Raw genomic sequence first — 23,240 nt, 5'->3', positions numbered from 1 at the left:
GCGATCTCCCGCCGCCTAGCCTCTGGAGCATGATGAGCACCAACCGCCCCGCCCCTCTCCGCCGTCCGGAAGTCCTCGCGGCAGGCGCCGCCACGGTCACCGTCGTGCTGTGGGCCTCCGCCTTCGTGTCGATCCGCAGCGCGGGCGAGGCCTACTCGCCGGGCGCGCTGGCACTCGGGCGGCTGCTGTCGGGCGTGCTGGCGCTCGGGGTGATCTGTCTGCTGCGCCGGGAGGGGCTGCCGCCGCGGCCCGCCTGGCGGGGCATCGCGATATCGGGGCTGCTCTGGTTCGGCCTCTACATGGTCGTCCTGAACTGGGGCGAGCAGCAGGTGGACGCCGGTACGGCCGCCCTCGTGGTGAACGTCGGCCCGATCCTCATCGCGCTGCTCGGCGCCCGCCTGCTCGGGGACGCACTGCCGCCGCGGCTGCTGGCGGGGATGGCGGTGTCGTTCGCCGGTGCGGTGACCGTGGGCCTGTCGATGTCCGGCGAGGGCGGTTCCTCGCTGTTCGGGGTGGTGCTGTGCCTGCTGGCCGCCGTGGCGTACGCGGGCGGGGTGGTGGCGCAGAAGCCCGCGCTGGGGCACGCGAGCGCGCTTCAGGTGACGACGTTCGGGTGCCTGGTCGGGGCGGTGCTCTGCCTGCCGTTCACGGGGCAGTTGGTGGCCGAGGCGGCCGACGCGCCCGTCTCCGCGACGCTCAACATGGTGTACCTGGGCGTGTTCCCGACCGCGCTGGCGTTCACGACGTGGGCGTACGCGCTGGCCCGTACGACCGCGGGCCGCATGGGCGCGACCACGTACGCCGTGCCCGCGCTCGTCGTCCTGATGTCGTGGCTGGCGCTGGGCGAGGTGCCGGGGCCGCTCACGCTGGCGGGCGGCGCGCTGTGCCTGGCGGGCGTCGCGGTGTCGCGGTCCCGGAGGCGGGTGCGGGCCGCGGCCCCGGACGAGGTCACGCAGTCGCGGCCCGAGAGCGCCTCGCGGTCGGCGTGAACGCGCTCTGTCGGACAGCACCTTGATGGACGCCAGGGCGCGGTGCGCTGCGGGGAGGGACAGGGCTGCGGCGGCCGGGATCAGCACCAGCTGGGTGAGGCTGAGCGGAGGGGGGTGGTGACCATACGTGCACGCTCCGGGTGGTGCGGGGGGATGTCGGGGACGTGTGGGACGTCCCGGGAACGTGCTGACCGGACGGTATGTGGTCGACGGTCGTGCGGGATGTTCATGGAACGGCGACCCTGGCGGTCCCAACGGCACGCAGGGGGCCGAGACGTGCGCGAACGGGGGCACGGGGGGGGCGACGGTGGGCGCCCCGTGCCCCCGCGTGCTCGCGGTGCGGGCGGCTAGAACACCACCAGCGCCCGCCCGCCCTTGCCCGCCAGCATGTTCTCGAAGGCCGCCGGGATGCCGTCCAGGGCGATGCGCTCGGTCACCAGGGCGCCGAGGTCCAGGCGTCCGGCGCGGACGTGTTCGGCCAGTACCGGGAGGTCCCGGGCCGGGTCGGCGTTGCCGTAGACGCAGCCGGAGAGGGTCCGGCCCCAGTGGAAGATCTCCAGGGCGTTGAAGGTGACCTGCTGGTCCTTGCCGCCGATGCCGACGACCGTGGTGCGGCCGCCGCGCCGGGTGGACTCCCAGGCGGTGCGGATGGTGGTGGCCCGGCCGACGCACTCGACGGCGACGTCCACGCCCTGCTTGCCGGTGAGGGCGCGGATCTCGCGGGCGGTGGTGTCGGAGGCGATCAGGTAGTCGCCGGCTCCGGCGGCGCGGGCCAGCTCCTCCTTCTCGGGTGACACGTCCACCGCGACGATCTTCGACGCGCCCGCGATGCGGGCCGCCTGGAGCGCGGCGAGGCCCACTCCCCCGACGCCGAACACCGCGACCGTCTCGCCCTCGCGCACCTTCGCCGAGTGGTGGACGGCGCCGTAGCCGGTGAGGACCGCGCAGCCGAGCAGGGCGGCGTCGGTGAGCGGGATGCCGTCCGGGACGGGCAGGACGCAGCCGGCGTCCACGACGGTCTCCTCGGCGAACGCGGCGACGTTCAGGCCGGGGTGCAGGTCGGTGCCGTCGTCGGCGCGGCGGGCGTGCACGTTGGCCGCGCCGGCCAGGGCGTTGGCGCACAGCCAGACCTCGCCGAGCGAGCAGGCGTGGCAGGCGCCGCAGGACGGGGCCCAGTTGAGGACCACGTCGTCGCCGGGCGCGACGCGGGTGACGTCCTCGCCGACGGCGAGGACCGTGCCGGCGCCCTCGTGGCCCAGGACCGCGGGGACAGGCACGCGCATGGTGCCGTTGGACAGGGACAGGTCGGAGTGGCAGACCCCGGCGGCGGTGAGCTTCACCCGGACCTGCCCCGGGCCGGGCTCGGGCAGCTCGATCCCGGTGACCTCCAGCGGGGCGCCTACGGCGGGTACGACGGCGGCACGGACAGCGGTACGGACGGCCATGACGTGGACTACTCCCCTGGAGTCAGAACTGGAGGGACTTGGTCTGGAGGTACTCGGACAGGCCGTGCGTGCCCAGTTCGCGGCCCACGCCCGACTGCTTGTAGCCGCCGAAGGGCGCCAGCGGGTTGAACCGGCCGCCGTTGATGTCGACCTGGCCGGTGTCCATGCGGCGGGCGAAGGCGACGGCCTCCGCCTCGTCGCCGGCCCAGACGGCGCCGGCGAGGCCGTAGACCGTGCCGTTGGCGATCCGCAGGGCCTCCTCCTCGTCTTCGTACCGGAGGATGGACAGGACCGGCCCGAAGATCTCCTCCTGGGCGATGGTCATCTCCTCGGTCACGTCGGCGAAGACCGTCGGACTGACGAAGTAGCCCTCCTCGCGCGGGGCCTCGGGGCCGCCCGCGACCAGGCGCGCGCCCTCGGCGACGCCCTTCTCGATGTAACCGCGCACGCGCTCCTGCTGCTTGGCGTTGACGACCGGGCCGATCCGGTCCCCGTACTTCGCGGCGGCCTCGGCGGCCAGCTCCACGGCCTCGTCGTACCGGTCGGCGGGCACGAGCATGCGGGTCCAGGCGCTGCACGTCTGACCGGAGTTGGACATGACGTTGGCGACGCCCACGTTCACCGCCTTGGCCAGGTCGGCGCTCGGGAGGATGACGTTGGCGGACTTGCCGCCGAGTTCGAGCGCGACCGGCTTGACGGCGGCACCGGCGAGGGCGCCGATCCGCCGGCCCACGGCCGTGGAGCCCGTGAAGGAGACCAGGTCGACGCCGGGGTGCTCGGCGAGGGCCTGCCCGGCGACCGGGCCGAGGCCGGTGACCAGGTTGAAGACGCCCGCGGGGACGCCGGCCTCGTGCACCGCCTCCGCGAAGAGCTGGGCGGTGAGCGGGGTGTCCTCGGCGGGCTTCAGCACGATCGTGCAGCCGGCCGCGAGCGCCGGGGCGACCTTGGCGACGATCTGGTGGAGGGGGTAGTTCCAGGGGGTGATGGCGCCGACCACGCCGATCGGCTCGTGGTGGACCACGGAGTTGCCGACCTTCTCCTCGAAGGCGTACGTCGCCGCCAGCTCGGCGTAGGAGCCCGCGACCGCGATCGGGGCGGCGGCGTGCACGGCCTGCGAGAACTTCAGCGGGGAACCCAGCTCGGCGGTGACCGTCTCGGCGACCTCGTCCTTGCGTGCCACCAGTACGTCCCGCAGGGCGGCCAGGCGGGCGGCCCGCTCGGCGGGCGGGGTGGCGGCCCAGGCCGGCAGGGCGGCGCGGGCGGCCCGTACGGCGGTGTCGACGTCCAGGGCGGTGCCGGCGGGGACCGTGCCGATCACCTGCTCGTCGACCGGGTTCACGACCTCGATCGTGTCCCGGCCGTCGGCGGGCCGCCAGGCTCCGTCGATGTACATGCCGTCATGTGCCTTCATCGCGTTCCTTCCGGGCGGGCCTCGTCGTCCGCACCCCAAACTAGCGCCGATAGTTTTACGGCACCAGGGGCGGCCACCATGGTGGCGCGGCTCACCCTTCCGGCAGGCCCGGTCCCGACGGGATCATTCCTCCAGGTCCGGCAGTCGCGCCGGGGCGGGGCAGATCCGGTCGCCGTGCTGGTCGAAGACGAACAGGTGGGCGAGGTCGACGAGGAGGGGGACCTGCATGCCGTGGCGCAGGTCGATGTCGGGGGTGGTCCGGACGATCAGGTCACCGGGCAGGCGGCCGTCGGGGGCGGCGACCGCGGGTCGCCCGTCCTCCTCGTCGTCCATGACCACCACCGGTCCGGCGCGCAGGGCGCCCGCCCGCTCCTTCAGCCGGTCCAGGACCGTGCCGTCGCGGCGGCGGCGCCTGGCCGGGCGGGGGGCGGGGCGCGGCGCCTCCAGGTCGGGCACGACGGCGGGCCGCGAGCCGGTGTTGAAGTGGACGAGGACCTCGTGGCCCTGGAACTCGACGTGCTCCACCAGGCCGGTGAGCAGCACCTCGCCGGGACGGGCGGAGGCGGGCTTCGCGATCCGTACGGCCTCCGAGCGCAGGCCCACGATGACCTCGCGGCCCTGCTGGACGCGGAGCAACTGGTGGTCCAGGGAGAGCGGTTCGGGCAGGCGCAGGAACTGCTTGCCCAGACTGATGGTCATCGCGCCGTCGAGCGGCGCCCGTACGAGGCCGCGCAGCAGGTTGATGCGCGGGGTGCCGATGAAGGCGGCGACGAAGACGTTGCGCGGCAGGGCGTACACGGCGCGCGGGCTGTCCACCTGCTGGAGCACGCCGCCGCGCAGGACGGCGACGCGGTCGCCGAGGGACATGGCCTCGGACTGGTCGTGGGTGACGTAGATCGTGGTGACGCCCAGTTCCCGGGTCAGTTTGGTGATCTCGGCGCGCAGGTGGTTGCGGAGCTTGGCGTCGAGGTTGGACAGCGGCTCGTCCATCAGGAAGGCGCTGGGGTGGCGGGCGATGGCCCGGCCCATGGCGACGCGCTGGCGTTCGCCGCCGGAGAGCTGGGCGGGAAAGCGGTCGAGGAGGTCCTCGATGCCCAGCATGCGGGCGGTGGCGTCCACGCGGGGGCCGGGGTCGGTCTGGGGTGCCTCGACGCGCAGCGGGAAGCCGATGTTCCCGCGGCTGGTCATGTTCGGGTACAGGGCGAAGTTCTGGAAGACCATCGCCATGCTCCGCTCGGAGGGGAGCAGGTCGTTGGCGTAGGCGCCGTCCAGCAGCAACCGCCCGTCGCTGATCTCCTCCAGCCCGGCGATCATGCGCAGCACGGTGGACTTGCCGCAGCCGGAGGGGCCGAGCAGGACGAGGAACTCGCCGGGCGCGATGTCCAGCGACAGCCGGTCCACCACGCGGTCGCCTCGCGCGTAGGTCTTGCTCACGTCGTGCAGAGAGATGGCGCGTGTCATGGGAGGTGCCCCCGGGGGCTCACTGAGCGCTGGTGCTCCGCGGTCGGACGCCCTCGTGCGGGTCGTACGGGGCGTTTGAGTCACGGAAGTTAACGGAATGTACGCGGCCGGGGGAAGACGCTGGACCATATCTCGGTGCCACCGTCCATCTGGTGAGAAAGCGGACGACCGGATTCAGGCGTACCACCTCTCCGGTGGGCGGCCGGTCTGCGGGCCCCCGGGCGCCCTAACGGGTCGTCCGGCGCAAGGGCCGGCGCCGGGGCGTGTCCTCGGGGTCGTCGTCGGTGGGCGGGGGATCCGCGGTCGGTCCGGTGGACGGGGCGCGCAGGGCGACGCCGGAGGACAGGAACAGCAGGGCGCCGAGCATCACGAACGGCGCGGCCACGCCCGCGACGCCGGCGATCAGGCCCGCCGCGGCGGGCGCGGCGACCTGGCCGAGGCGGTTGCCGGTCAGGCGCAGGGCGAGGGCGGTGGAACGGGCTCCGTCGGGGGCCGCCTGGACGACGGTCGTCATGGACAGCGGCTGGCCGACGCCGAGGCAGAAACCGAGGACGACCAGAATCAGCGCGAGCCCCCAGACCGGCACCGGCAGCGCGACACCGGCGCACAGCAGGGCGGCCAGCAGACACGTGACCGTGAGCAGCGCGGTGCGGCCGAGCAGCCGCAGCAGGGGCGTCAGTACCAGCCGGCAGGCGATGGTGGCCGCCGCACGCAGGCTGAGCAGGACGCCGATCACGGCCGGGGAGATGCCCCGGTGCTCGCCGACGACCGGCAGGTAGGCGGTGAGGATGTCGGTCGCGGACAGGACGGACAGGCTGATCAGGATGCCCGCGGGCACGCCCCGGGCGCGCAGGATGCCCCCCACCGGGACACGCGCGCCCTGTGCCGTACGGGGCTTGGCGGCCGCCGGGTGCTCTATGCGCCACAACGACGTGAACGCGACCGCCGCGCCCGCCCCCGCCACCACCAGGGCCAGCGCGCTGCTGCCGGCCATGTCGTGGCCGCCGATCAGCGCGCCCGCCGCGATGGGCCCGACGAGTTGGCCGAGCGAGGCGCCGATGGTGAAGTGGCCGAAGTTGCGGTCCTGTTCGTGCGGCGCGGACTGGCGGGCGACCAGCGACTGGGCGCCGATGACGAAGCAGAGGTGGCCGAGGCCCATGACGCCGCTCCAGAGGGCCATCGCCCACAGGGAGCCCGCGACCCCGCTCAGCGCGCAGCCGCCGGCGATGAGCACCACGCCGACGGGCAGCAAGGGCGCGCAGCGGCCGTGGTCGGTGCGGCGGCCGAGCGGGACGGCGGCGAACAGCGGCAGCAGCGCGTACACCCCCGCGATGACGCCGACCGCCTGCTCGTCCGCGCCCAGCGCGAGGGCCCGGTAGGAGACGGCGGGCCGGGCCATCGACACCGCCCCCTGCGCGAAGCCGAAGGCGATGACGAGGCGGAGCAGCCAGCCGCGGTTCCCACCGGGCGCCATGATCGTGTTCCTTCCCGCAACCCCGGACCTCCGGCTCCCAGGACGAGTCCCCGGGGGAGCCGGGCCGATGATCAGATGATGCCGAACAGAATGCCCGCCGCGAGAATGACCAGGCTCGTCATGACCGCCCACTTCACCACGAACCGCGTGTGGTCGCCGAACTCGACCTTGGCCATGCCGACCAGGACGTAGACGGCCGGGACGAGCGGGCTGGACATGTGCAGCGGCTGGCCGACGATCGAGGCGCGGGCGATCTCCAGCGTCGACACACCGTGCGCCTGACCGGCCTCGGCGAGCACCGGCAGGACGCCGAAGTAGAAGCCGTCGTTCGACATGAAGTAGGTCAGCGGCAGGCTCAGCAGCCCGGTGACCAGGCCCATCTGCGGGCCCATGCCGTCGGGGATGGTGTCCACGAGCCAGTTGGCCATGTGGTCGACCATGCCGGTGCCGGTGAGGACGCCGGTGAAGACGGCGGCGGCGAAGACCATCCCGGAGACGTTGAGGACGTTGTCGGCGTGGGCCGCGATCCGGGCCTTCTGGTCGGGGATGTGCGGGAAGTTGACGGTGAGCGCGAGCGCGGCGCCGAGCAGGAAGAGCACCGGGATCGGCAGCAGCTCCATGATCATGGCGGTGAGCAGCCCGACCGTGAGCAGCGCGTTGAACCAGTACAGCTTGGGGCGCAGGGTGGGGCGGTCCGGGTCGAGGCCCTTGAAGTCGTCCTCGGGCTCGTCGGACACGTCGGACTCGCCGTCCCCGGCAGCGGCGGCGTCCCCCGAGCCGCCGGAGCCCGCGGCGGACGTGCCGGACGCCTTACCCATGCCGGCACCCGCACCGGCACCGGCACTGGCACCCGCACCGGACGCCGTGCCCGAACCCGCGCCGACCAGCACCGTCTCGCTCTCCGGCTCCCGCACCAGCGCCTCGTCCAGCGTCAGCGTGCCCAGCCGCCTGCGCTCGCGCAGACCCAGCACGTACGACAGGGTGATGACCGCGAGCAGACCGACGGCCAGGGCCGGGATCATCGGGACGAAGATGTCGGTGGCGTCGACCTTCAGGGCGGTGGCGGCGCGGGCGGTGGGACCGCCCCAGGGCAGCGTGTTCATCACACCGTTGGCCATCGCGGCGACGCCGGTCATCACGACCAGGCTCATCTTCAGGCGCTTGTACAGCGGGTACATCGCCGAGACCGTGATCATGAAGGTGGTGGAGCCGTCGCCGTCCAGCGAGACGATGGCGGCGAGCAGGGCCGTACCGACGACGATCCGCATCGGATCGGCCTTGCAGAACTTCAGGATGGCCCGGACGATCGGGTCGAAGAGCCCGACGTCGATCATCACCCCGAAATAGACGATCGCGAACATGAGCATCGCCGCGGTGGGGGCGAGGCTGGACACGCCGTCGATGACGTAGTCACCGAGGTGGGCGCCCTTGCCGACGAACACGCAGAACAGCGCGGGGATCAGCACGAGCGCCGCGATCGGCGACATCTTCTTCGTCATGATCAGGACCAGGAAGGTCGCGATCATGGCGAAGCCGAGGATGGTCAGCATGTATGAGTACCTAACGTTCGCCCTTGAACATTCCACCGGGGCAGGCGGTGCGAGCGACGTTAGGTGCCGCAAAGCGGCGTTAACAAGACGTTGACATGCGAGCAATAAGCGCAAAACTCCAGGTCACAGCTTTGCGCCGGTCAGGGCTGGGGCGCGGGGGTGATCGCGACGGGTACGCCGTTGAGGACCGCGTTGCCCGAGAGCGGGTCGAGCAGGCTGCCGTCGAGGAGCTGGTTGACGTTGACGCCGGGCTCGGTGGCGGCGTGGGTCAGACGGGTGCCGGGGCGATGGTGGCCCCAGCCGTGCGGGAGGCTGACCACGCCCGGCCGCACCGTGTCGGTGACCTCCGCGGGGGCGGTCACCTCTCCCCCGGCCGCCTTCACGCGCACGGACTCTCCGCTGCGCACGCCGAGCCGTTCGGCGTCGTCGGGGTGGAGGTGCAGGGTGCAGCGGTTGGAGCCGCCGGTGAGGGCCGGGATGTTGTGCATCCAGCTGTTGTTGGACCTGAGGTGGCGCCGTCCGACGAGGACGAGCCCCTCGGGCCGTTCGGCCAGGGCCTGCCGCAGGCGCGGCAGATCGTCGGCGATCGGCTCCGGCAGCAGCTCCACCTTGCCGCTGCGGGTCTTCAGCGGCTGCGGCAGCCGCGGGCGCAGCGGGCCGAGGTCGATGCCGTGCGGGTGGGCGAGCAGCCGCTGGAGGGACAGCCCGTCGGGCCGTACGCCGAAGCCGTCGCCGTAGGGGCCGAGGCGCAGCATCATGTCGAGCCGCCGCTCGGGGCCGCTCTCGCCGGTGAGCCGGGCGGTCAGTTCGCCCGGGTCGCGTCCGTGCACGGGTGAGTGCGGCTCCCGTACGGCCTTGCCGAGGGTCTGTTCGATCACCATGGCGTCGACGGCGGCCGGGTCGGCGCCGTGCCTTCCGGTGGCGGCCAGGATCAGCCGGGCCAGGATCTCGGTCTCGGCCATGCGGCCGGGTTCCAGCGGGACGGCGGGGCGGGTGTAGCGGACCTGGTTGCGCACGGCGAGGGTGTTGAGGGCGAAGTCGTGGTGCGGGCTCTGCGCCGGCGGGGGCGGCGGCAGGACGACGTGGGCGTGGCGCGAGGTCTCGTTGAGGTAGGGGTCGACGCTCACCATGAAGTCGAGCGAGGCCAGCGCCTTGTCGAGCCGGTCGCCGTCGGGTGCGGACAGTACGGGGTTGGCGGCGACGGTGACCAGCGCTCGGAGCGGCTCGCCCGCCTCGACGGCGGCGTCGATCTCCTCGGCGGCGGTGGCGGTGTCGATCTCCTCGGCGAGGGCGGACAGCGGCAGTTCGCCCTTGGCCTCGGGGCGCCCGCTCACCCGGGAGTGCCAGCGGCCGAGCGCGAACCCGTGTCCGGGCCCGGCGGGGCGGGGCGTCCGGTCGGTGGCCGCCTGCGGGAAGAGGGCGCCGCCGGGCCGGTCGAGGTTGCCGGTGAGGATGTTGAGGACGTCCACGAGCCAGCTGGCGAGCGTGCCGTGCGGGACGGTGCAGCTGCCGATGCGGCCGTACACGGCGGCGGTGGGGGCGGCGGCGAGTTCGCGGGCGAGGGCCCGCGTCACCTCGGCGTCCACGTCGCAGGCGGCGGCGACGGACTCCGGCGTGAAGTCGCCCACGGCGTCGGCGAGTTCCGCGACCCCTTCGACGTGCGGGGCGAGCGCGCCGAGGTCCACCAGGTCCTCTTCGAACAGTACGTGGGCCATCGCGGCGAGGAGCAGGGCGTCGGTGCCGGGGCGGATCGCCACGTGCCGGTCGGCGAGCTTCGCGGTGCGGGTGCGGCGCGGGTCGATGACGGTGAGGGTGCCGCCGCGGGCCCTGAGCGCCTTGAGCCGGCCGGGGAAATCGGGGGCCGTGCACAGACTGCCGTTGGACTCCAGCGGGTTGGCGCCGATGAGGAGCAGGTGGTCGGTGCGGTCGAGGTCGGGCACCGGGATGGCGTTGGCGTCGCCGAAGAGCAGCCCGCTGGAGACGTGCTTGGGCATCTGGTCGACCGTCGACGCGGTGAAGAGGCTGCGGGTGCCGAGGGCACCGATCAGGACGGTCGGGTAGAGGGCACCGGCCATGGTGTGCACGTTGGGGTTGCCGAGGACGACGCCGACGGAGTGCGGCCCGTACCGCTCGACGACAGGCCGGATACCGGCGGCGACCGCGTCGAACGCCTCCTCCCAGGTGGCCTCGCGCAGCTCGCCGTCCCTGCGCACCAGGGGCGCGCGCAGCCGGTCGGGGTCGGAGTCGACGGCCCCGAAGGAGGCGCCCTTGGGGCAGATGAACCCGCGGCTGAAGACGTCGTCGCGGTCCCCTCGGGCCGCGGTGACCGTGGTGCCGTCGATGGTGAGCGCCAGGCCGCAGGTGGCCTCGCACAGGGGACAGATACGCAGGGCGGTGCGGGACACGAGTCCTCCCGGAAGGCGACGGTGGCGCTCTCTGACGGGTGAGCATACCGACCGGTAGGCATGTAGGGGAGGTTTCGCGCCGACGGTTGTGTGAACAGCGGTACGACACCGGCCTGCCGGTCGAGCACAGACCGCCCGCCGGACAGGCACCGGACCACCCGCCGGACAGGCACGGACACTCCCGGTCAGGCACCGGACCACCCGCCGGACAGGCACGGACACTCCCGGTCAGGCACCGGACCACCCGCCGGTCGCGCACGGACCACCCGCCGCTCAGACACGGACCGCCCACTGGTCGATCACGACCGGGCCCGTCGGTCGATCACGACCACGAGCGCCCCGTCAGTCGAGCACCCGCCCCAGATACGCCCGCAGCAGTTCCCGGGCCTCCTCGATGATCTTCTCGTCCCCGTCCGGCGCGACCCGGAAGGCGAGCTGTACGAGGGTGTCGGCCGTCTCCACGGCGACGAGGAAGGCGCGGCGCAGATCGTCGTCGGGGCGGCGGCCGAGGTAGCCGGAGAGCAACTCGGTGAGCCGGTCGGCGACGCGGTGGTTGGGGACGGCGTGGCGGCCGCCGACCGGTATCTGGTTGCCGAAGTCGATCAGGGAGAAACCGGGCGCGGTCCGCTTCATCGCCAGGTACTCGTCGAGCACCGCGTCCAGCGCCCCGCGCCAGCCGCCGTCGCCCACCTCCGTCAGCCGTTCGGTCACGCGCTCCGCGTAGCGCTCCAGGTTGCGCTGGGCCAGCGCGTCGGCCATCTGCCGCTTGTTGCCGAAGAAGCGGTACACGGAGCCGATGGGGACGTCCGCGCGCAGCGCCACGGCCCGGGTGCTCAGGGCGTCGTAGCCGACCTCGTCGAGGAGGTCCGCGCAGGCGTCGAGGATCCGGGTCAGCCGTTCGGCGCTGCGCCGCTGCACGGGGGCACGGCGGAGCGAGGTCGCGTGGGACACGGTCTTCATGATGCCCTTCCGCCGCGGTCCGGTGAACTGTGACCTTCAGTACGGCGGTGGCCACCGGCTTCGCTCACCGCGCCGCCGTGCGGGCGGGAAGCGCCTGCTCCTCCAGCCCCTCCGGCTCCGTTGTCCCCTCCGGCCCCGTTGTCCCCTCCGGCTCCGTCGCCTCCGACGGCTCCGCGTCCGACGCCGTGATGTCCGCCGTGCTCTCGACGGGTTCGCCGTCGACGGCCCAGACGGTGCCGTCGTCGGCGTACAGGCGGACCGTGAGCTGGTGGGTGCCGCGGGGCACGAGGTCGGCGGCGAGGCGGTACTCCGGTCCGCGCAGGCGGGTGAGGAGGTCACCGTCGAGGAAGACGTGGGCGATACCGCGGCCGGCCACCGCCTTCGCCTCCGTCCCGGCCGGCGAGAACCTGAAGTCGCGGACGGTCAGGCGTACGTCCCAGCTGTCGTCGTTCTCGGGCTGCACCTCGATACCGACCTCGGGAGCCTCCTCGCCGTCCACCTCCCGGTAGCGCCGGCCCTCCTCGTCGGTGGCGTCGAGCAGCCTGCCCACCGGCGTGGCCGAATCCCGGGCCTCCGGTTCGCCCTTACCGTCCCCGTCACTGGAGCCGCAGCCGGCGGGTCCGGTCAGCAGCAGGACACAGACCGCGAGCACGGCAAGCACTCCCCGTATCCACGACATGACGGGAGACTAGAACACCGGTCCGACAGTCCGGATCCCCCGGGGGTCTGGTTCCGGTCATCCTCCCTCGGTATGACCCGCGTGGACCCGAACCCCGTACGACCTCTTGCGCACGGGAAACCGCAATCCTACGGTGTCCCATAGGAATCGGGTGGGAATCGGGTTGCGAGGGAGCGATCAATGAGCGGGGACGCGCGGAAGACCGCGGAGGGGCTGGCCTACCTGTCCGGTTTCGGCAACGAGCACAGCTCGCAGGCCGTTCCGGGCGCACTGCCCGAGGGCCGGAACTCCCCGCAGCGGGCCCCGCTGGGTCTGTACGCGGAGCAGCTGAGCGGCACGGCGTTCACGGAGCCGAGGGCGGACAACCGGCGTTCGTGGCTGTACCGGATCCGCCCGTCGGCCGCGCACCCGGCGTTCACCCGCACGGGCAACGGCGCGATCCGCACGGCGCCCTTCACCCAGGCCGTACCGGACCCGAACCGGCTGCGGTGGAACCCGCTGCCCGAGCCGAAGGCGGGGACCGACTTCCTGGCGGGCCTGTGGACGCTCGGCGGCAACGGCGACGTCACCCAGCGCACCGGCATGGCCGTGCACCTGTACCACGCCACGGCCTCCATGGAGCGCGTCTTCAGCGACGCCGACGGCGAGCTGCTGATCGTCCCGGAGCGCGGCGGCCTGCTGCTGCGCACCGAGTTCGGTCTGCTGCACGCCGAGCCGGGCCATGTGGCGCTGATCCCGCGCGGCGTCCGCTTCCGCGTGGAACTGCTGGACACTGCATCGAATGGCGGGCAGAGCCCGACCGCCCGCGGCTACGTCTGCGAGAACTACGGCGCCCCCTTCCGCCTCCCCGACCTCGGCCCGATCGGCGCCAACGGCCTGGCGAACGTGCGGGACTTCATGGCGCCGGTCGCCGCCTACGAGGACGTCGAGGGCCCGGTGGAGGTGGTCAACAAGTTCTGCGGCAACCTCTGGACGGCGACCTACGACCACTCCCCGCTCGACGTGGTCGCCTGGCACGGCAACCATGTGCCGTACGTCTACGACCTGCGCCGCTTCAACGTCATCGGCACGATCTCGTACGACCACCCGGACCCGTCGATCTTCACGGTGCTGACCTCCCCGTCGGACACCCCCGGCCTCGCGGGCGTCGACTTCGTGGTCTTCGCGCCGCGCTGGCTGGTGGGCGAGGACACCTTCCGGCCGCCGTACTTCCACCGGAACGTGATGAGCGAGTACATGGGCCTGATCGAGGGCGCCTACGACGCCAAGGCGGAGGGCTTCGTGCCGGGCGGCGGCTCGCTGCACAACATGATGTCGGCGCACGGTCCGGACCGGGAGACCTTCGACCGGGCGAGCGCGGCCGAGCTGAAGCCGCAGCGGATCGACGACGGGCTGGCGTTCATGTTCGAGACGCGGTGGCCGGTGACCCTCACGCCCCACGCGGCCCGCGCCGAGCACCTGCAACCACGCTACGACGACGTCTGGCAGGGCCTGGAGCGTCACTTCCGCCCCTTGCACTGAGGATTCCCTACCGGTACGGATGGCCCGTGACCTCCTTCGCCCCGGACTCCATCGTCCTGAACCGCAAGCTGCCGCTGTGGTACCAGGTGTCGCAGTCGCTGCGCGCCTCGATACTCGGCCGCTCGCCCCGGGACCCGCTGCGCCTGCCCACGGAGGAGCAGCTGGCCGGTCACTACGGGGTGAGCGTGCTGACCATGCGGCAGGCGCTGAAGGAACTGGAGGACGAGGGGCTGATCACGCGTCACCGCAGGCGCGGCACGTTCATCGAGCCCGACGCCCGGCGGGGCGCCCCGGTGCGGCTGCTGGGCTCGGTGGACGCGATCGTGGCCCAGCAGTCCGGCATGAAGGCCGAGCTGCTGGGCCACGGCACCGGACCCGTGCCGCCCGAACTCGCCGAGTTCTTCCCGGACCTGGCGGAGACGGCGACGTACCACCGGCTGCGCTGCGACGAGAAGACGGGTGAGCCCACCAACCACGCCCGCAACTACGTCCGTCCCGAGGTCGCCGCCCGCATCGACGTGGACGACCTGGCCCGTTGGCCGATGACCAAGGTGCTGCGGGACGTGGTGGGCATGGACATCAGCCGGATCACGGACACCGTGGAGGCCCGGCTCGCGGACCCGGAGACGGCGCGGCTGCTCGAAGTCCCGCTGCTCAGCCCGATCCTGCACTACACGGGCATCACGTACGACACGGCGGGGCGGGTCCTGGACGTGGCGGTCATCCACTACCGGGGGGACCGTTTCTCGTTCACGGTGACCCTGGATGCCACGTGAGGCCCGGGCACCCCGTCGTACGATGCCCAGCGTGACGCACGACGACGCTCCGCCGCTGGCGGACCTCATGCCGTGGTCCGTCGCACCGCCGCGGCTCGGCCGGGGGTGGCCGACGGCTCCCGACCCGGCATCCCTGAAGTCCCGTTGGGACACCCTGGTGAAGGCCGCGGGACCCGACCGCGAGGCCCTGTTCGAGCCGACGCGCGCACGGACGCTGCACACGGCGGTCGGCCGGCTGCCGGGCACGTCCGGCGGCACGGAGAGGCTGCTGCGCGCCTCCGGGCCGTGTCCGGAACCGGTCCGCGTGCTGCGCGCGCCCTTCGACGAGCAGTGGCTCGTTCCCGACCACCGGCTGATCGACGCGGCCCGTCCGGAGCTGTGGCGGGTGGCGGACGAGCGACAGGTCTTCGTGGTGGAGGCGCCCGACGCCGCCGGCCCTCCCCTGCTCGTCGCGACCTCGCGGCTGCCGCTGCTCGGTGGGGCCCGGGTGCGCCCGCTGTACCGGCGTCCCGGCGGGGCGGAGCCGAACCTGGCCCCCGGTCTCCTCGACCACCTGGGCGCCCGGCTCGGCCGGCGCCCCGAGCCGGGGGACGTGCTGGCCTGGGCGGTGGCGACGGTGCGGGAGGGCTCCCTGGTCCCGCTCACCGCGGACCCGGCGCTGTGGGAGCACGGTGTCGGCCTGGGCCGGCGCGCGCTGTGGCTGATGCGCCGCGACGGCGAGCGCCCCAAGCTGCCCGGCGGCCGTCGCCCGTACGTCCGCGCGCCTCTGCCCGCGCGCCCGCTGACCCTGCGCTACGACCGGGACGAGGAGGCCCTGTACCTGGACGAGGGCCGGGTCTCCCCCGTGCCGCCCGGTGCCTGGGACTTCGAGGCGGGCGGGGTGCGCGTGCTGGAGCAGTGGTTCGCGGCCCGTACCGCCGAGGGCGAGCCGGGCACGCTGGCGGCGATCCGCCCGGCCACCTGGCCGCAGACCTGGACGTCCGAGCTGCTGGAACTGATCACGGTCCTCGCCCTGCTCGCCGAAGTGCGGTCGCGGTGCCGGGAGTTGACCGTGACGGACGCGATCACGTCGGCCGAGCTGCGCGAGGCGGGCGTGCTGCCCGTGCCCCCGGCGGCCCGGCGGCCGGCCTCCGTCCTGGACGGCCGGGAGGAGGGGCCGGAGGGGCAGCTGGCGCTGCTGTAGACCCGCCCCGACTCGGGGCCGCCGGGGTCTTTCCGCCCAGGCCCCGCCCAAGCCTCGCTCAGGCCCCACCCAACCCCGCTCAGGCCCCGCAGGCGAACTCGTCCAGCACCCGCGCCAGGGCCCGCTCGAAGACCGCATCCAGGTCGATCGGACCGGCGCCCTCGGCGAGGACGCCGCCAGCCGCGGACAGGCGCCGCTCGCGACCTGCCGGCCCAGGTAGGCGATGCGCATGGCGTTCTCCTGCTCCTCGGACCAGGACAGCGAGCGGGTGCGCTCGGCGGTGGAGGTCTCGTTGGTGACGTAGGGCGTCACGACGCCGTTCACCATGGCGACCAGCTTCATCTTCGTGCCGTAGGGCGCGTCGAAGGGGTCGAGGCAGGCCAGGCAGTGCTCCGGATAACGCAGGGCTGAGCAGGCCGGTGGGCGTCACCGCCGGGTGGGAGTCGGCGGGACGGAGGTGGGACGGACGTACGGGGGAGACGGACGTACGGAAGAAGACGTACGGACGAAGACGTACCGAGAAGGCGTACGGAAGACGCGGGCGTACGAACGGGTACGGGCGTACGGAGGATTACCCGCGCTCGGGAGCACACCGGGGCGCCGCTGCCTGCCGTGGGGATGGCGGACGAGTGTGCGGCGCCGCGCCGGGTCGGTGTGACCGCCGGCGCGCGGGCCTCAGTTGCCGCCGAACAGCGAGCGGCGCAGTCGGCGCAGTGGCGCGAACAGCGAGACCCGGCGCACCCTGGCGCCCCTGCTGCTGCGCTTGTGCGCGGGCTCACGCGCGGTCAGCTCACGCATCAGCGACATCGCCTCCACCGTCTCCCGTTGCGGGAGGGCAGGCCCTCCGAGCACCGCGAGATGACGGTCGAGACGCGAGCTGGTCGCGCTGCTTCCGCAGGTGATGGCAGGGACCCTTGCCCTGCTGCGCACCGTTATCTGTTCCATGTCACTCCCCACCCGTACGAGTCCACCCGGCCCGGGCAGAGTAACCCTATCGCCCCGGTACGGCATGCGTGTATCGCGGTCACAGGATTCACCTTCCCCGTAAGGGGGTTGACGATTACTCTCCGAATCCAACAGATTCCAGGGTGAGTTGGACAACCGGCCTGCTCGTCGGGCGGGCCGAGCCCCCGTCGGGCTCGATCGTCACCGCCAGTGAGGAGGCGCTCCGGTCCAGGCCGGAGGCGATCAGGGGCGTGTCGCCGTCCAGGAGCCCGAGGGAGCGCGGCACGGCGCCGGGGCGCATGAGCCAGAGTTGGTGCACGCGGTCGCCGGACGGCTCGCCGTACCCGCTCAGGGTGACGACCGCGCGCCCCTCCGATGCGGAGGCGACCACTCCGATCCTGCGGCCCCGGCTGTCCTCGCCGCTCGTCGCGCGGGCGTCCGGCGCGGCCAGAACGTGGGCGATCTCACGTGCCCGGTCCCGCGCGGTGTCCAGTTCGCCCTGTGTCCGGTTGGCCTGGACGGCGAAGAGCGAGGCGACCACGAGCGCCGCGGCCGCCGTCGCCGTGGCGAAGGGCACGAGCAGGGGGCGCGGCCGGGACGCGCGGGAGCGTTTCGGCGGCGGCTGGACGCCCCACACGTGGGGCGGCAGCCGGCGCACGGGCCCGCTCCCGGGCGCGGGCTCCTGCGCGGTGGTGCGTACGGCGGCCAGGACGCGGTCGCGCAGGGCGGCCGGAGCCGGGGCGGCCGTGGACCAGGCCAGCCGGACGGCGTCCTCGGACAGGGCCCGCACCTCGGCGGCGCAGCGCTCGCAGCGCTCCAGGTGCCGTTCGAAGCGGACCCGTTCGGCGCCTTCGAGGGCGTCCAGGGCGTAGGGGGCGGCGAGCGAGTGGAGGTCGCCGCGGCGCGGCAGCCGGCCGAAGAGGCTCATGCGGCACCTCCCAGGCAGTCGCGCAGGCGGTTGAGTCCGTCTCTCATCCGTGTCTTCACCGTGCCCAGCGGGAGGGAGAGGCGCTCGGCCACCTCCCGGTAGGTGTAGCCGTCGTAGTAGGCGAGGGTGACCGACTGGCGCTGCAGTGCGGTCAGGCGGTCCAGGCAGCGGCGCACCCACTCGCGTTCGAGGCCGGCCTCGACCTCCTCGGAGACCTGGTCGAAGGCGGGGTGGTGGGCGCGGCGGGCCTCGCGCTGGTCGCGTTCACCGGCCGCGCGGGCGCTGCGCACCCGGTCGACGGCGCGGCGGTGGGCGACGGTGAGGATCCAGGACAGGGCGCTTCCGCGGCGCGGGTCGAACCGCGCCGCGGACCGCCAGAGTTCGAGCAGCACCTCCTGCGCCACCTCCTCCGACTGGGCGGGGTCGCGCACCACGCGCCGTACGAGTCCGAACACCGGGCCGGAGACCAGTCCGTACAGCTCCTCGAAGGCCTTCTGGTCGCCGTCCGCCACGAGCATCAGCAGCTCGTCCGCCTCCACCCGTTCCCCCTCTCGCCCCGCGGGCCGCGCCCGGCCCGTCCACGTCACCGCCGGGCGCGCGCGGTGGCACGCCCTCCGCAGGAGTTACGGATCGGCGGGCGGAAAACGCGGGTCGGCCGGGCACGTGTTGGCCGCGGACCGGATTCCGGGCTCTTTCCCGGTTCGACCAATCCGGGTCCGGGAGCGCTCCGAATGCCGGTGCGTCAGGGAAGTCGGCTCATCGGCACAGAGGACGGACGGCATGACACCTATCTCCGGAAGCGGCCGCACGGGGCGCCGCAGGGGCGTCGCCACGCTGGTCTGCGGCGCGCTGGCCGCCGGAGGTCTCGCGGCCGCCGGCGTGACCGCGCTGGAACCGGGGGCGGCGGCCGCCTCCAGCCATCGGGAGGCCCCGCTGATATCGGGGACCCCGCAGTACGACAACACGGACCTGTACGCCTTCGTGAGCCCGGACCGGCCGGACACGACGACGCTCGTCGCCAACTGGATCCCGTTCGAGGAACCGGCCGGCGGGCCGAACTTCTTCACCTTCGCGGAGGACGCCCAGTACGACCTCCACGTCGACAACAACGGCGACGCGCAGGGCGACCTGCTCTTCCGGTACACGTTCACCACGCACACGAAGAACGACAAGACGTTCCTCTACAACACGGGCCCCGTCACCAGCCTCGACGACCCGGACCTCAACATCACCCAGACCTACGACATCGAGCTGATCAAGCTCCACGAAGGGAAGGAGGCGTCCCGGACGACGATCGCCCACGAGGTGCCGGTGGCGCCGTCGAACGTCGGCAAGGCGTCGATGCCGGACTACGGCGCGCTGCGCGACCAGGCGGTGCACGAGCTGGCCGGCGGGGCGCGGACGTTCGCCGGGCAGGCCGACGACCCGTTCTTCCTGGACCTGCGCGTCTTCGACCTGCTGTACGGCGGGAACCTGTCCGAGGTCGGCAACGACACCCTCAAGGGCTACAACGTCAACTCGATCGCCCTCCAGGTCCCCACCGACATGGTCGTGGAGTCGGCCGAGCAGCCGGTCGTGGGCATCTGGTCGACGACGCGGCGCAAGAACGCGCAGGGGGAGTTCACCCAGGTCTCGCGGCTCGGCAACCCGCTGGTGAACGAGGTCGTCAACCCGCTCAAGGACAAGGACACGTTCAACGCGTCCGCGCCGGCCGACGACGCGCGGTTCCTGCCGAACGTCACCAACCCCGAGCTGCCGAAGCTCATCGAGGCGATCTACAGGATCGAGGCGCCCGCCGAGCCGCGCGACGACCTCGTCGACGTGTTCCTCAAGGGCGTCAAGGACCTCAACCAACCGCCCCACGTCACGCCCTCGGAGCAGCTGCGCCTCAACACCTCGATCGCACCGGCCGCCGAGCCGAAGCGCCTCGGCGTTCTCGACGGCGACAACGCGGGCTTCCCCAACGGGCGCCGGCTGACCGACGACGTGATCGACGCCGCCCTCCAGGTGGTCGAGGGCGAGCTGGTCGGCGCCGCGAACGATCTGGGCGACGCGGTCGACGCCAACGACAAGGAGTTCGGGAAGGCCTTCCCGTACGTGGCGAACCCCACGGAGGGTTCCCGTGGACCGCTCGCCGACGGCACGGGCGAGGGCAACGACGTGCGCAACCAGCTGGGCGACGCGCTGCGGCCGGCCGGTTCCGACGACACGACCCTCATCGCCGCCTCCGCGGGCGCCGGGGCCGTCGGCATCCTGCTGATCGGCGGCGCCCTGGCGTGGTGGCGCCGCACGCGAGGCCGTGCCTACTGACCGGCCCCACCGACTGGCGCGGCCCGCTCCCTTCCCCTCCCCCACGGCGGGCCGCGCCGCCTCGCGTTTCCCACGCACGTCTCCCGTACGTCGCTCGCGCCGCTCGCACCCCTCGCACCGCTCGCACCCCTTGATCGCTTGAGGAGAGGCATGGCCCCGCACCGCAACGACAGCGAACCGGACAGCAAACCGGACAGCGAACCGGCCGAGGCGCCCGGCCGCCCGCCCGGTCCGGGAGACGCCGAGGCCGAGGTCACCGGCGGTGCCGACCGGCGCCTGGCCGCCATGCGGCGCTTCGCCGCGGCCGCGCGGCGCCGGCGGGGCTCGCGCTTCGTCGGGTGTGCCGCGCTACTGGCCGTGGCCCTGACCGCCGGGGCCGTCGCCGTCGACGGAGCACGGGACGGTCGCGGCGTCGTGGCGGCCGGTGTGCCGCGGGACGGGCCGGGGATGGCGAACGGCGTCGGCCTGGACGCGGGTGTCCCGGCGCTGCAGGCCCGGCTCCGTTCCCAGCCGCGGGACTTCGGCGGCTGGGCCACCCTCGGGCTGGCCTACGTGGAACAGGCCCGCACCGACGGCGACCCCTCCCGCTACCCCCGGGCCGAGAAGGCCCTGGAGCGCTCCCTGGAGCTCGAACCGGGCAACGACCAGGCCCTCGCCGGCCGCGCCGCCCTCGCCGCCGCCCGGCACGACTTCGCGGACGCGCTGGCGTACGCCGACCGGGCCCTGAAGGCGAACCCCTACAACGAACGCGCCCTGTGCTCCCGTGTCGACGCCCTCGTCGAACTCGGCCGCTACGACGACGCGGCACGGGCCGCCGACACCGCCGACACCCGGCGGCCGGGCATCCCGGTCTTCACGCGGTACGCCTACGTCCGGGAGCTGCGCGGCGAGGCGGACGCCGCGCGGCGGGTCCTGGAGCAGGCCCTCGCGGGTGCCTCCGCCCCCGCCGACGTGGCGTACGTCGCCACCCAGCTGGGCCGGCTCGCCTGGAACCAGGGCGACCACTCGGCCGCCCTGCGCCACTACGCCCGTGCCCTCGCCGCCGACGACACCCACCTGCCCGCCCTGGAGGGCCGCGCCCGGGCGAAGGCCGCGAGCGGCGACCAGGCGGGCGCGGTCCGGGACCTGGAGGACGTCGTCGCCCGCTCGCCGCTGCCCGGACCGCTCGTCGCGCTCGGCGAGCTGTACGAGGTGCGGGGCGAGAAGGCGAAGGCCCGTGAGCAGTACGCCCTCGTCGACGCCTGGACGGCGCTCGCCCGGTCCGGCGGCGTCAACGTCGACCTGGACACCGCCCTCGCCGCCGCCGACCACGGCGACGAGGCAGCGGCCTTGCGCGCGGCCCGCGCCGAGTGGGACCGCCGCCGCACCGTGCACACCGCGGACGCCCTCGCCTGGGCGCTGCACGTGAGCGGCCGCGACGCGGAGGCGTTGCCGTACGCCCGCCGGGCCACGGCCACGGGGTACCGCGACGCCGCCTTCCTCCACCACCTGGGCGTCATCGAGCGGGCCGTGGGGCGGAAGGCGGACGCCCGCCGCCATCTGACGGCGGCGCTGGACCTGAACCCCGGCTTCTCCCCCCTCGGCGCCCGCGAGGCCCGTACGGCGCTGAAGGACCTGGAGACCGCCCGTTGAACCCCCGCCGTCTCCTGACGCGCGGCGCCGCCGTCCTCACCGCGGCCTGCGCCCTCGCCCTGTTCCCCTCCGCCGGCGCGAGCGCGCATCCGCTCGGCAACTTCACCGTCAACCGCTACGACGGTCTGGTCGCCACCCCCGGCGAACTGCGCGTCGACCACGTCGAGGACCTCGCGGAGATCCCGGCCACCCAGGCCGGCCCCGACGTCGAACGGCTCGGCATCGCGGAGTGGGCCCGGCAACGCTGCGAGAAGGCCGCCCGGGACAGCGGGCTGACCGTCGACGGCCGTGCGATCGGCCTCACCGCGCAGCGCAGCCACGCGCGCGTGCGGCCCGGTCAGGCCGGGCTCGACACCCTGCGCCTGGAGTGCCGGCTCGTCGCGCCGCTGCCCGAGGCCGCCGAGGCGACCGTCGGTTTCCGGGCCGCAGGTGCCTCCTCCGGTCCCGGCTGGCGGGAGATCACCGCGCGCGGCGACCGCACGACACTCGCCGCGTCGGACGTGCCGACGACCTCGACCTCGCGCGAACTGACGCGATACCCCGAGGAGTCGCTCTCCTCCCCGGCCGACACCGCGAGCGCGTCCCTGCGGGTCAGGCCCGGTGGTCCCGCCCTGGAGCGGGAACGGCAGGACGCCCCCGCCGCCCCCGCCGCCTCCGTCCTGCCCCGCGGCGCCGACCGCTGGACCCGCGCCCTCGACTCCCTGGTCGCCCGGCACGACCTCACCCTCGGCTTCGCGGGTCTCGCCCTCGTCATCGCGGTCGCCCTGGGCGCGATGCACGCGCTGGCGCCGGGCCACGGCAAGACGCTGATGGCCGCGACGGCCGCCGCCCGGGGAGGCGGGGCCCGGCTGAGGGACGTGCTGCCGATGGCCGCCTCCGTGACGGTCACGCACACCCTGGGTGTCGTCGCCCTCGGCCTCCTGGTCACCGCGGGCTCGGCGGCCGCGCCCTCGGTCGTCGCCTGGCTCGGCATCGCCAGCGGCGTCCTCGTGACCCTGGCGGGCGCGAGCCTCGTACGCCGCGCGCTCCGCGACCGGGGCCACGCGCACGCCCATCAGGCACACCCGCACGCGCACGCCGACAGCCACCACGACCACAAGCACGACCACGACCACAGTCACGGCCACAGTCACGGTCACGGCCCCCACACCCACACCCACCCCACCTCCCCCACCCTCCGCGGCACGATCCTCCTCGGTTTCGCCGGCGGGCTGGTGCCCAGTCCGTCCGCCGTCGTGGTGCTCGTCGGCGCGGCGGCCCTCGGCCAGGCCTGGTTCGGCCTTCTCCTCGTGGTCGCGTACGGCGTCGGGCTCGCCCTCACCCTCACCGCGGCCGGTGTCGCGGTCGTGCGGCTCGGCGGTGGCGCGAGCCGCCTGCTGCGGCGGCGCCCCCGGTGGGCGTCGGGCCCGCTGGCCGGTCTGGTGCGCCGGGCCACTCCCCTCGGGACGGCGTTCGTGGTGGTGGTCCTCGGGGCCGGATTGGTGTTCAGGGGGGCCGCATCCGCCCTCGGCTGAGCTACTTTTGGGATGAATGCGGGAGTGTTCGGGCCCGTTCCGGGGAGATGTCCGCGC

General features: G+C 73.6%; 18 protein-coding genes and 1 pseudogene. 7 read left to right on the top strand and 12 right to left on the bottom strand.

Annotation, left to right across the window (positions count from 1 at the left end; translation table 11 throughout):
- Positions 1–29: 29 nt before the first annotated feature.
- Positions 30–989, top strand: coding sequence for a DMT family transporter (locus tag ACIQ6R_RS25015; RefSeq protein WP_404223542.1), 960 nt, complete (start codon positions 30–32; stop codon positions 987–989).
- A 347-nt stretch (positions 990–1,336) separates the two neighbouring features.
- Here the strand turns inward: ACIQ6R_RS25015 and ACIQ6R_RS25010 are convergent, their stop codons facing one another.
- The 8 genes from ACIQ6R_RS25010 to ACIQ6R_RS24975 all read right to left on the bottom strand — a co-directional run bounded on the left by ACIQ6R_RS25010 (position 1,337) and on the right by ACIQ6R_RS24975 (position 12,374).
- Complete coding sequence (locus ACIQ6R_RS25010) at positions 1,337–2,434, bottom strand: zinc-binding dehydrogenase (RefSeq protein ID WP_404223541.1); 1,098 nt, start codon at positions 2,432–2,434, stop codon at positions 1,337–1,339.
- Positions 2,435–2,456: 22 nt separating this feature from the next.
- Positions 2,457–3,845, bottom strand: a complete 1,389-nt coding sequence (locus tag ACIQ6R_RS25005; RefSeq protein WP_404223538.1) for an aldehyde dehydrogenase family protein — start codon at positions 3,843–3,845, stop codon at positions 2,457–2,459.
- A gap of 123 nt (positions 3,846–3,968) precedes the next feature.
- A complete protein-coding gene (locus tag ACIQ6R_RS25000; protein ID WP_404179917.1) occupies positions 3,969–5,306 on the bottom strand; it encodes an ABC transporter ATP-binding protein in 1,338 nt (445 codons plus the stop codon).
- A gap of 226 nt (positions 5,307–5,532) precedes the next feature.
- Positions 5,533–6,780, bottom strand: a complete 1,248-nt coding sequence (locus tag ACIQ6R_RS24995; RefSeq protein ID WP_404223536.1) for an MFS transporter — start codon at positions 6,778–6,780, stop codon at positions 5,533–5,535.
- A gap of 71 nt (positions 6,781–6,851) precedes the next feature.
- Entirely contained in the window at positions 6,852–8,330 is a 1,479-nt protein-coding gene (locus tag ACIQ6R_RS24990) for a CitMHS family transporter (RefSeq protein ID WP_404223534.1), read from the bottom strand.
- Between the two features lie 140 nt (positions 8,331–8,470).
- Positions 8,471–10,735, bottom strand: a complete 2,265-nt coding sequence (locus tag ACIQ6R_RS24985; RefSeq protein ID WP_404223532.1) for a molybdopterin oxidoreductase family protein — start codon at positions 10,733–10,735, stop codon at positions 8,471–8,473.
- 342 nt (positions 10,736–11,077) lie between these two features.
- Complete coding sequence (locus ACIQ6R_RS24980) at positions 11,078–11,695, bottom strand: TetR family transcriptional regulator (RefSeq protein WP_404223530.1); 618 nt, start codon at positions 11,693–11,695, stop codon at positions 11,078–11,080.
- Positions 11,696–11,759: 64 nt separating this feature from the next.
- Positions 11,760–12,374 carry a hypothetical protein gene (locus ACIQ6R_RS24975; RefSeq protein ID WP_404223528.1) on the bottom strand — a complete coding sequence of 205 codons (615 nt, stop codon included), beginning with the start codon at positions 12,372–12,374 and terminating at the stop codon, positions 11,760–11,762.
- 180 nt (positions 12,375–12,554) lie between these two features.
- On the opposite strand from ACIQ6R_RS24975, the gene hmgA reads away from it, so the two are divergent.
- The 3 genes from hmgA to ACIQ6R_RS24960 are packed head-to-tail and all read left to right on the top strand — an operon-like array spanning position 12,555 to position 15,854.
- Positions 12,555–13,895 (top strand): homogentisate 1,2-dioxygenase, encoded by a 1,341-nt coding sequence (gene hmgA / locus ACIQ6R_RS24970; protein ID WP_404223527.1) that lies wholly within the window; start codon positions 12,555–12,557, stop codon positions 13,893–13,895.
- 26 nt (positions 13,896–13,921) lie between these two features.
- On the top strand, positions 13,922–14,671 hold the full coding sequence (locus ACIQ6R_RS24965; RefSeq protein WP_375909383.1) for a GntR family transcriptional regulator: 750 nt from the start codon (positions 13,922–13,924) through the stop codon (positions 14,669–14,671).
- A gap of 22 nt (positions 14,672–14,693) precedes the next feature.
- Positions 14,694–15,854 (top strand): type ISP restriction/modification enzyme, encoded by a 1,161-nt coding sequence (locus ACIQ6R_RS24960; protein WP_404223525.1) that lies wholly within the window; start codon positions 14,694–14,696, stop codon positions 15,852–15,854.
- Between the two features lie 79 nt (positions 15,855–15,933).
- Here ACIQ6R_RS24960 and ACIQ6R_RS24955 read toward each other — a convergent pair.
- The 4 genes and pseudogenes from ACIQ6R_RS24955 to ACIQ6R_RS24940 all read right to left on the bottom strand — a co-directional run.
- A pseudogene (locus ACIQ6R_RS24955) lies at positions 15,934–16,265 on the bottom strand (TetR/AcrR family transcriptional regulator); the annotation flags it as partial.
- A 264-nt stretch (positions 16,266–16,529) separates the two neighbouring features.
- Complete coding sequence (locus tag ACIQ6R_RS24950; protein WP_404223524.1) at positions 16,530–16,799, bottom strand: hypothetical protein; 270 nt, start codon at positions 16,797–16,799, stop codon at positions 16,530–16,532.
- Positions 16,800–16,914: 115 nt separating this feature from the next.
- Positions 16,915–17,727, bottom strand: a complete 813-nt coding sequence (locus ACIQ6R_RS24945; protein ID WP_404223522.1) for an anti-sigma factor domain-containing protein — start codon at positions 17,725–17,727, stop codon at positions 16,915–16,917.
- Positions 17,724–18,314 (bottom strand): sigma-70 family RNA polymerase sigma factor, encoded by a 591-nt coding sequence (locus ACIQ6R_RS24940; RefSeq protein ID WP_404179945.1) that lies wholly within the window; start codon positions 18,312–18,314, stop codon positions 17,724–17,726. Before ACIQ6R_RS24940 ends, ACIQ6R_RS24945 begins: the two co-directional genes overlap by 4 nt.
- 193 nt (positions 18,315–18,507) lie before the next feature.
- Here ACIQ6R_RS24940 and ACIQ6R_RS24935 point away from each other — a divergent pair, with 193 nt between their 5' ends.
- The 3 genes from ACIQ6R_RS24935 (at position 18,508) to ACIQ6R_RS24925 (ending at position 23,183) form a co-directional block, all read left to right on the top strand.
- The gene (locus tag ACIQ6R_RS24935) at positions 18,508–20,037 is read left to right on the top strand and encodes a DUF4331 domain-containing protein (RefSeq protein ID WP_404223520.1); all 1,530 of its coding nucleotides are present in this window, start codon (positions 18,508–18,510) and stop codon (positions 20,035–20,037) included.
- Positions 20,038–20,187: 150 nt separating this feature from the next.
- Entirely contained in the window at positions 20,188–21,669 is a 1,482-nt protein-coding gene (locus ACIQ6R_RS24930; RefSeq protein ID WP_404223518.1) for a tetratricopeptide repeat protein, read from the top strand.
- Complete coding sequence (locus tag ACIQ6R_RS24925) at positions 21,666–23,183, top strand: nickel transporter (RefSeq protein WP_404223516.1); 1,518 nt, start codon at positions 21,666–21,668, stop codon at positions 23,181–23,183. The genes ACIQ6R_RS24930 and ACIQ6R_RS24925 overlap by 4 nt, the downstream gene beginning before the upstream one ends.
- The last annotated feature ends 57 nt before the right edge of the window (positions 23,184–23,240 follow it).

Origin of the sequence: Streptomyces sp. NPDC096048 (assembly GCF_044763415.1) — a bacterium.
In the GTDB taxonomy this organism is placed as follows: domain Bacteria; phylum Actinomycetota; class Actinomycetes; order Streptomycetales; family Streptomycetaceae; genus Streptomyces.
This window is presented reverse-complemented; position numbering and strand designations above follow the sequence as displayed.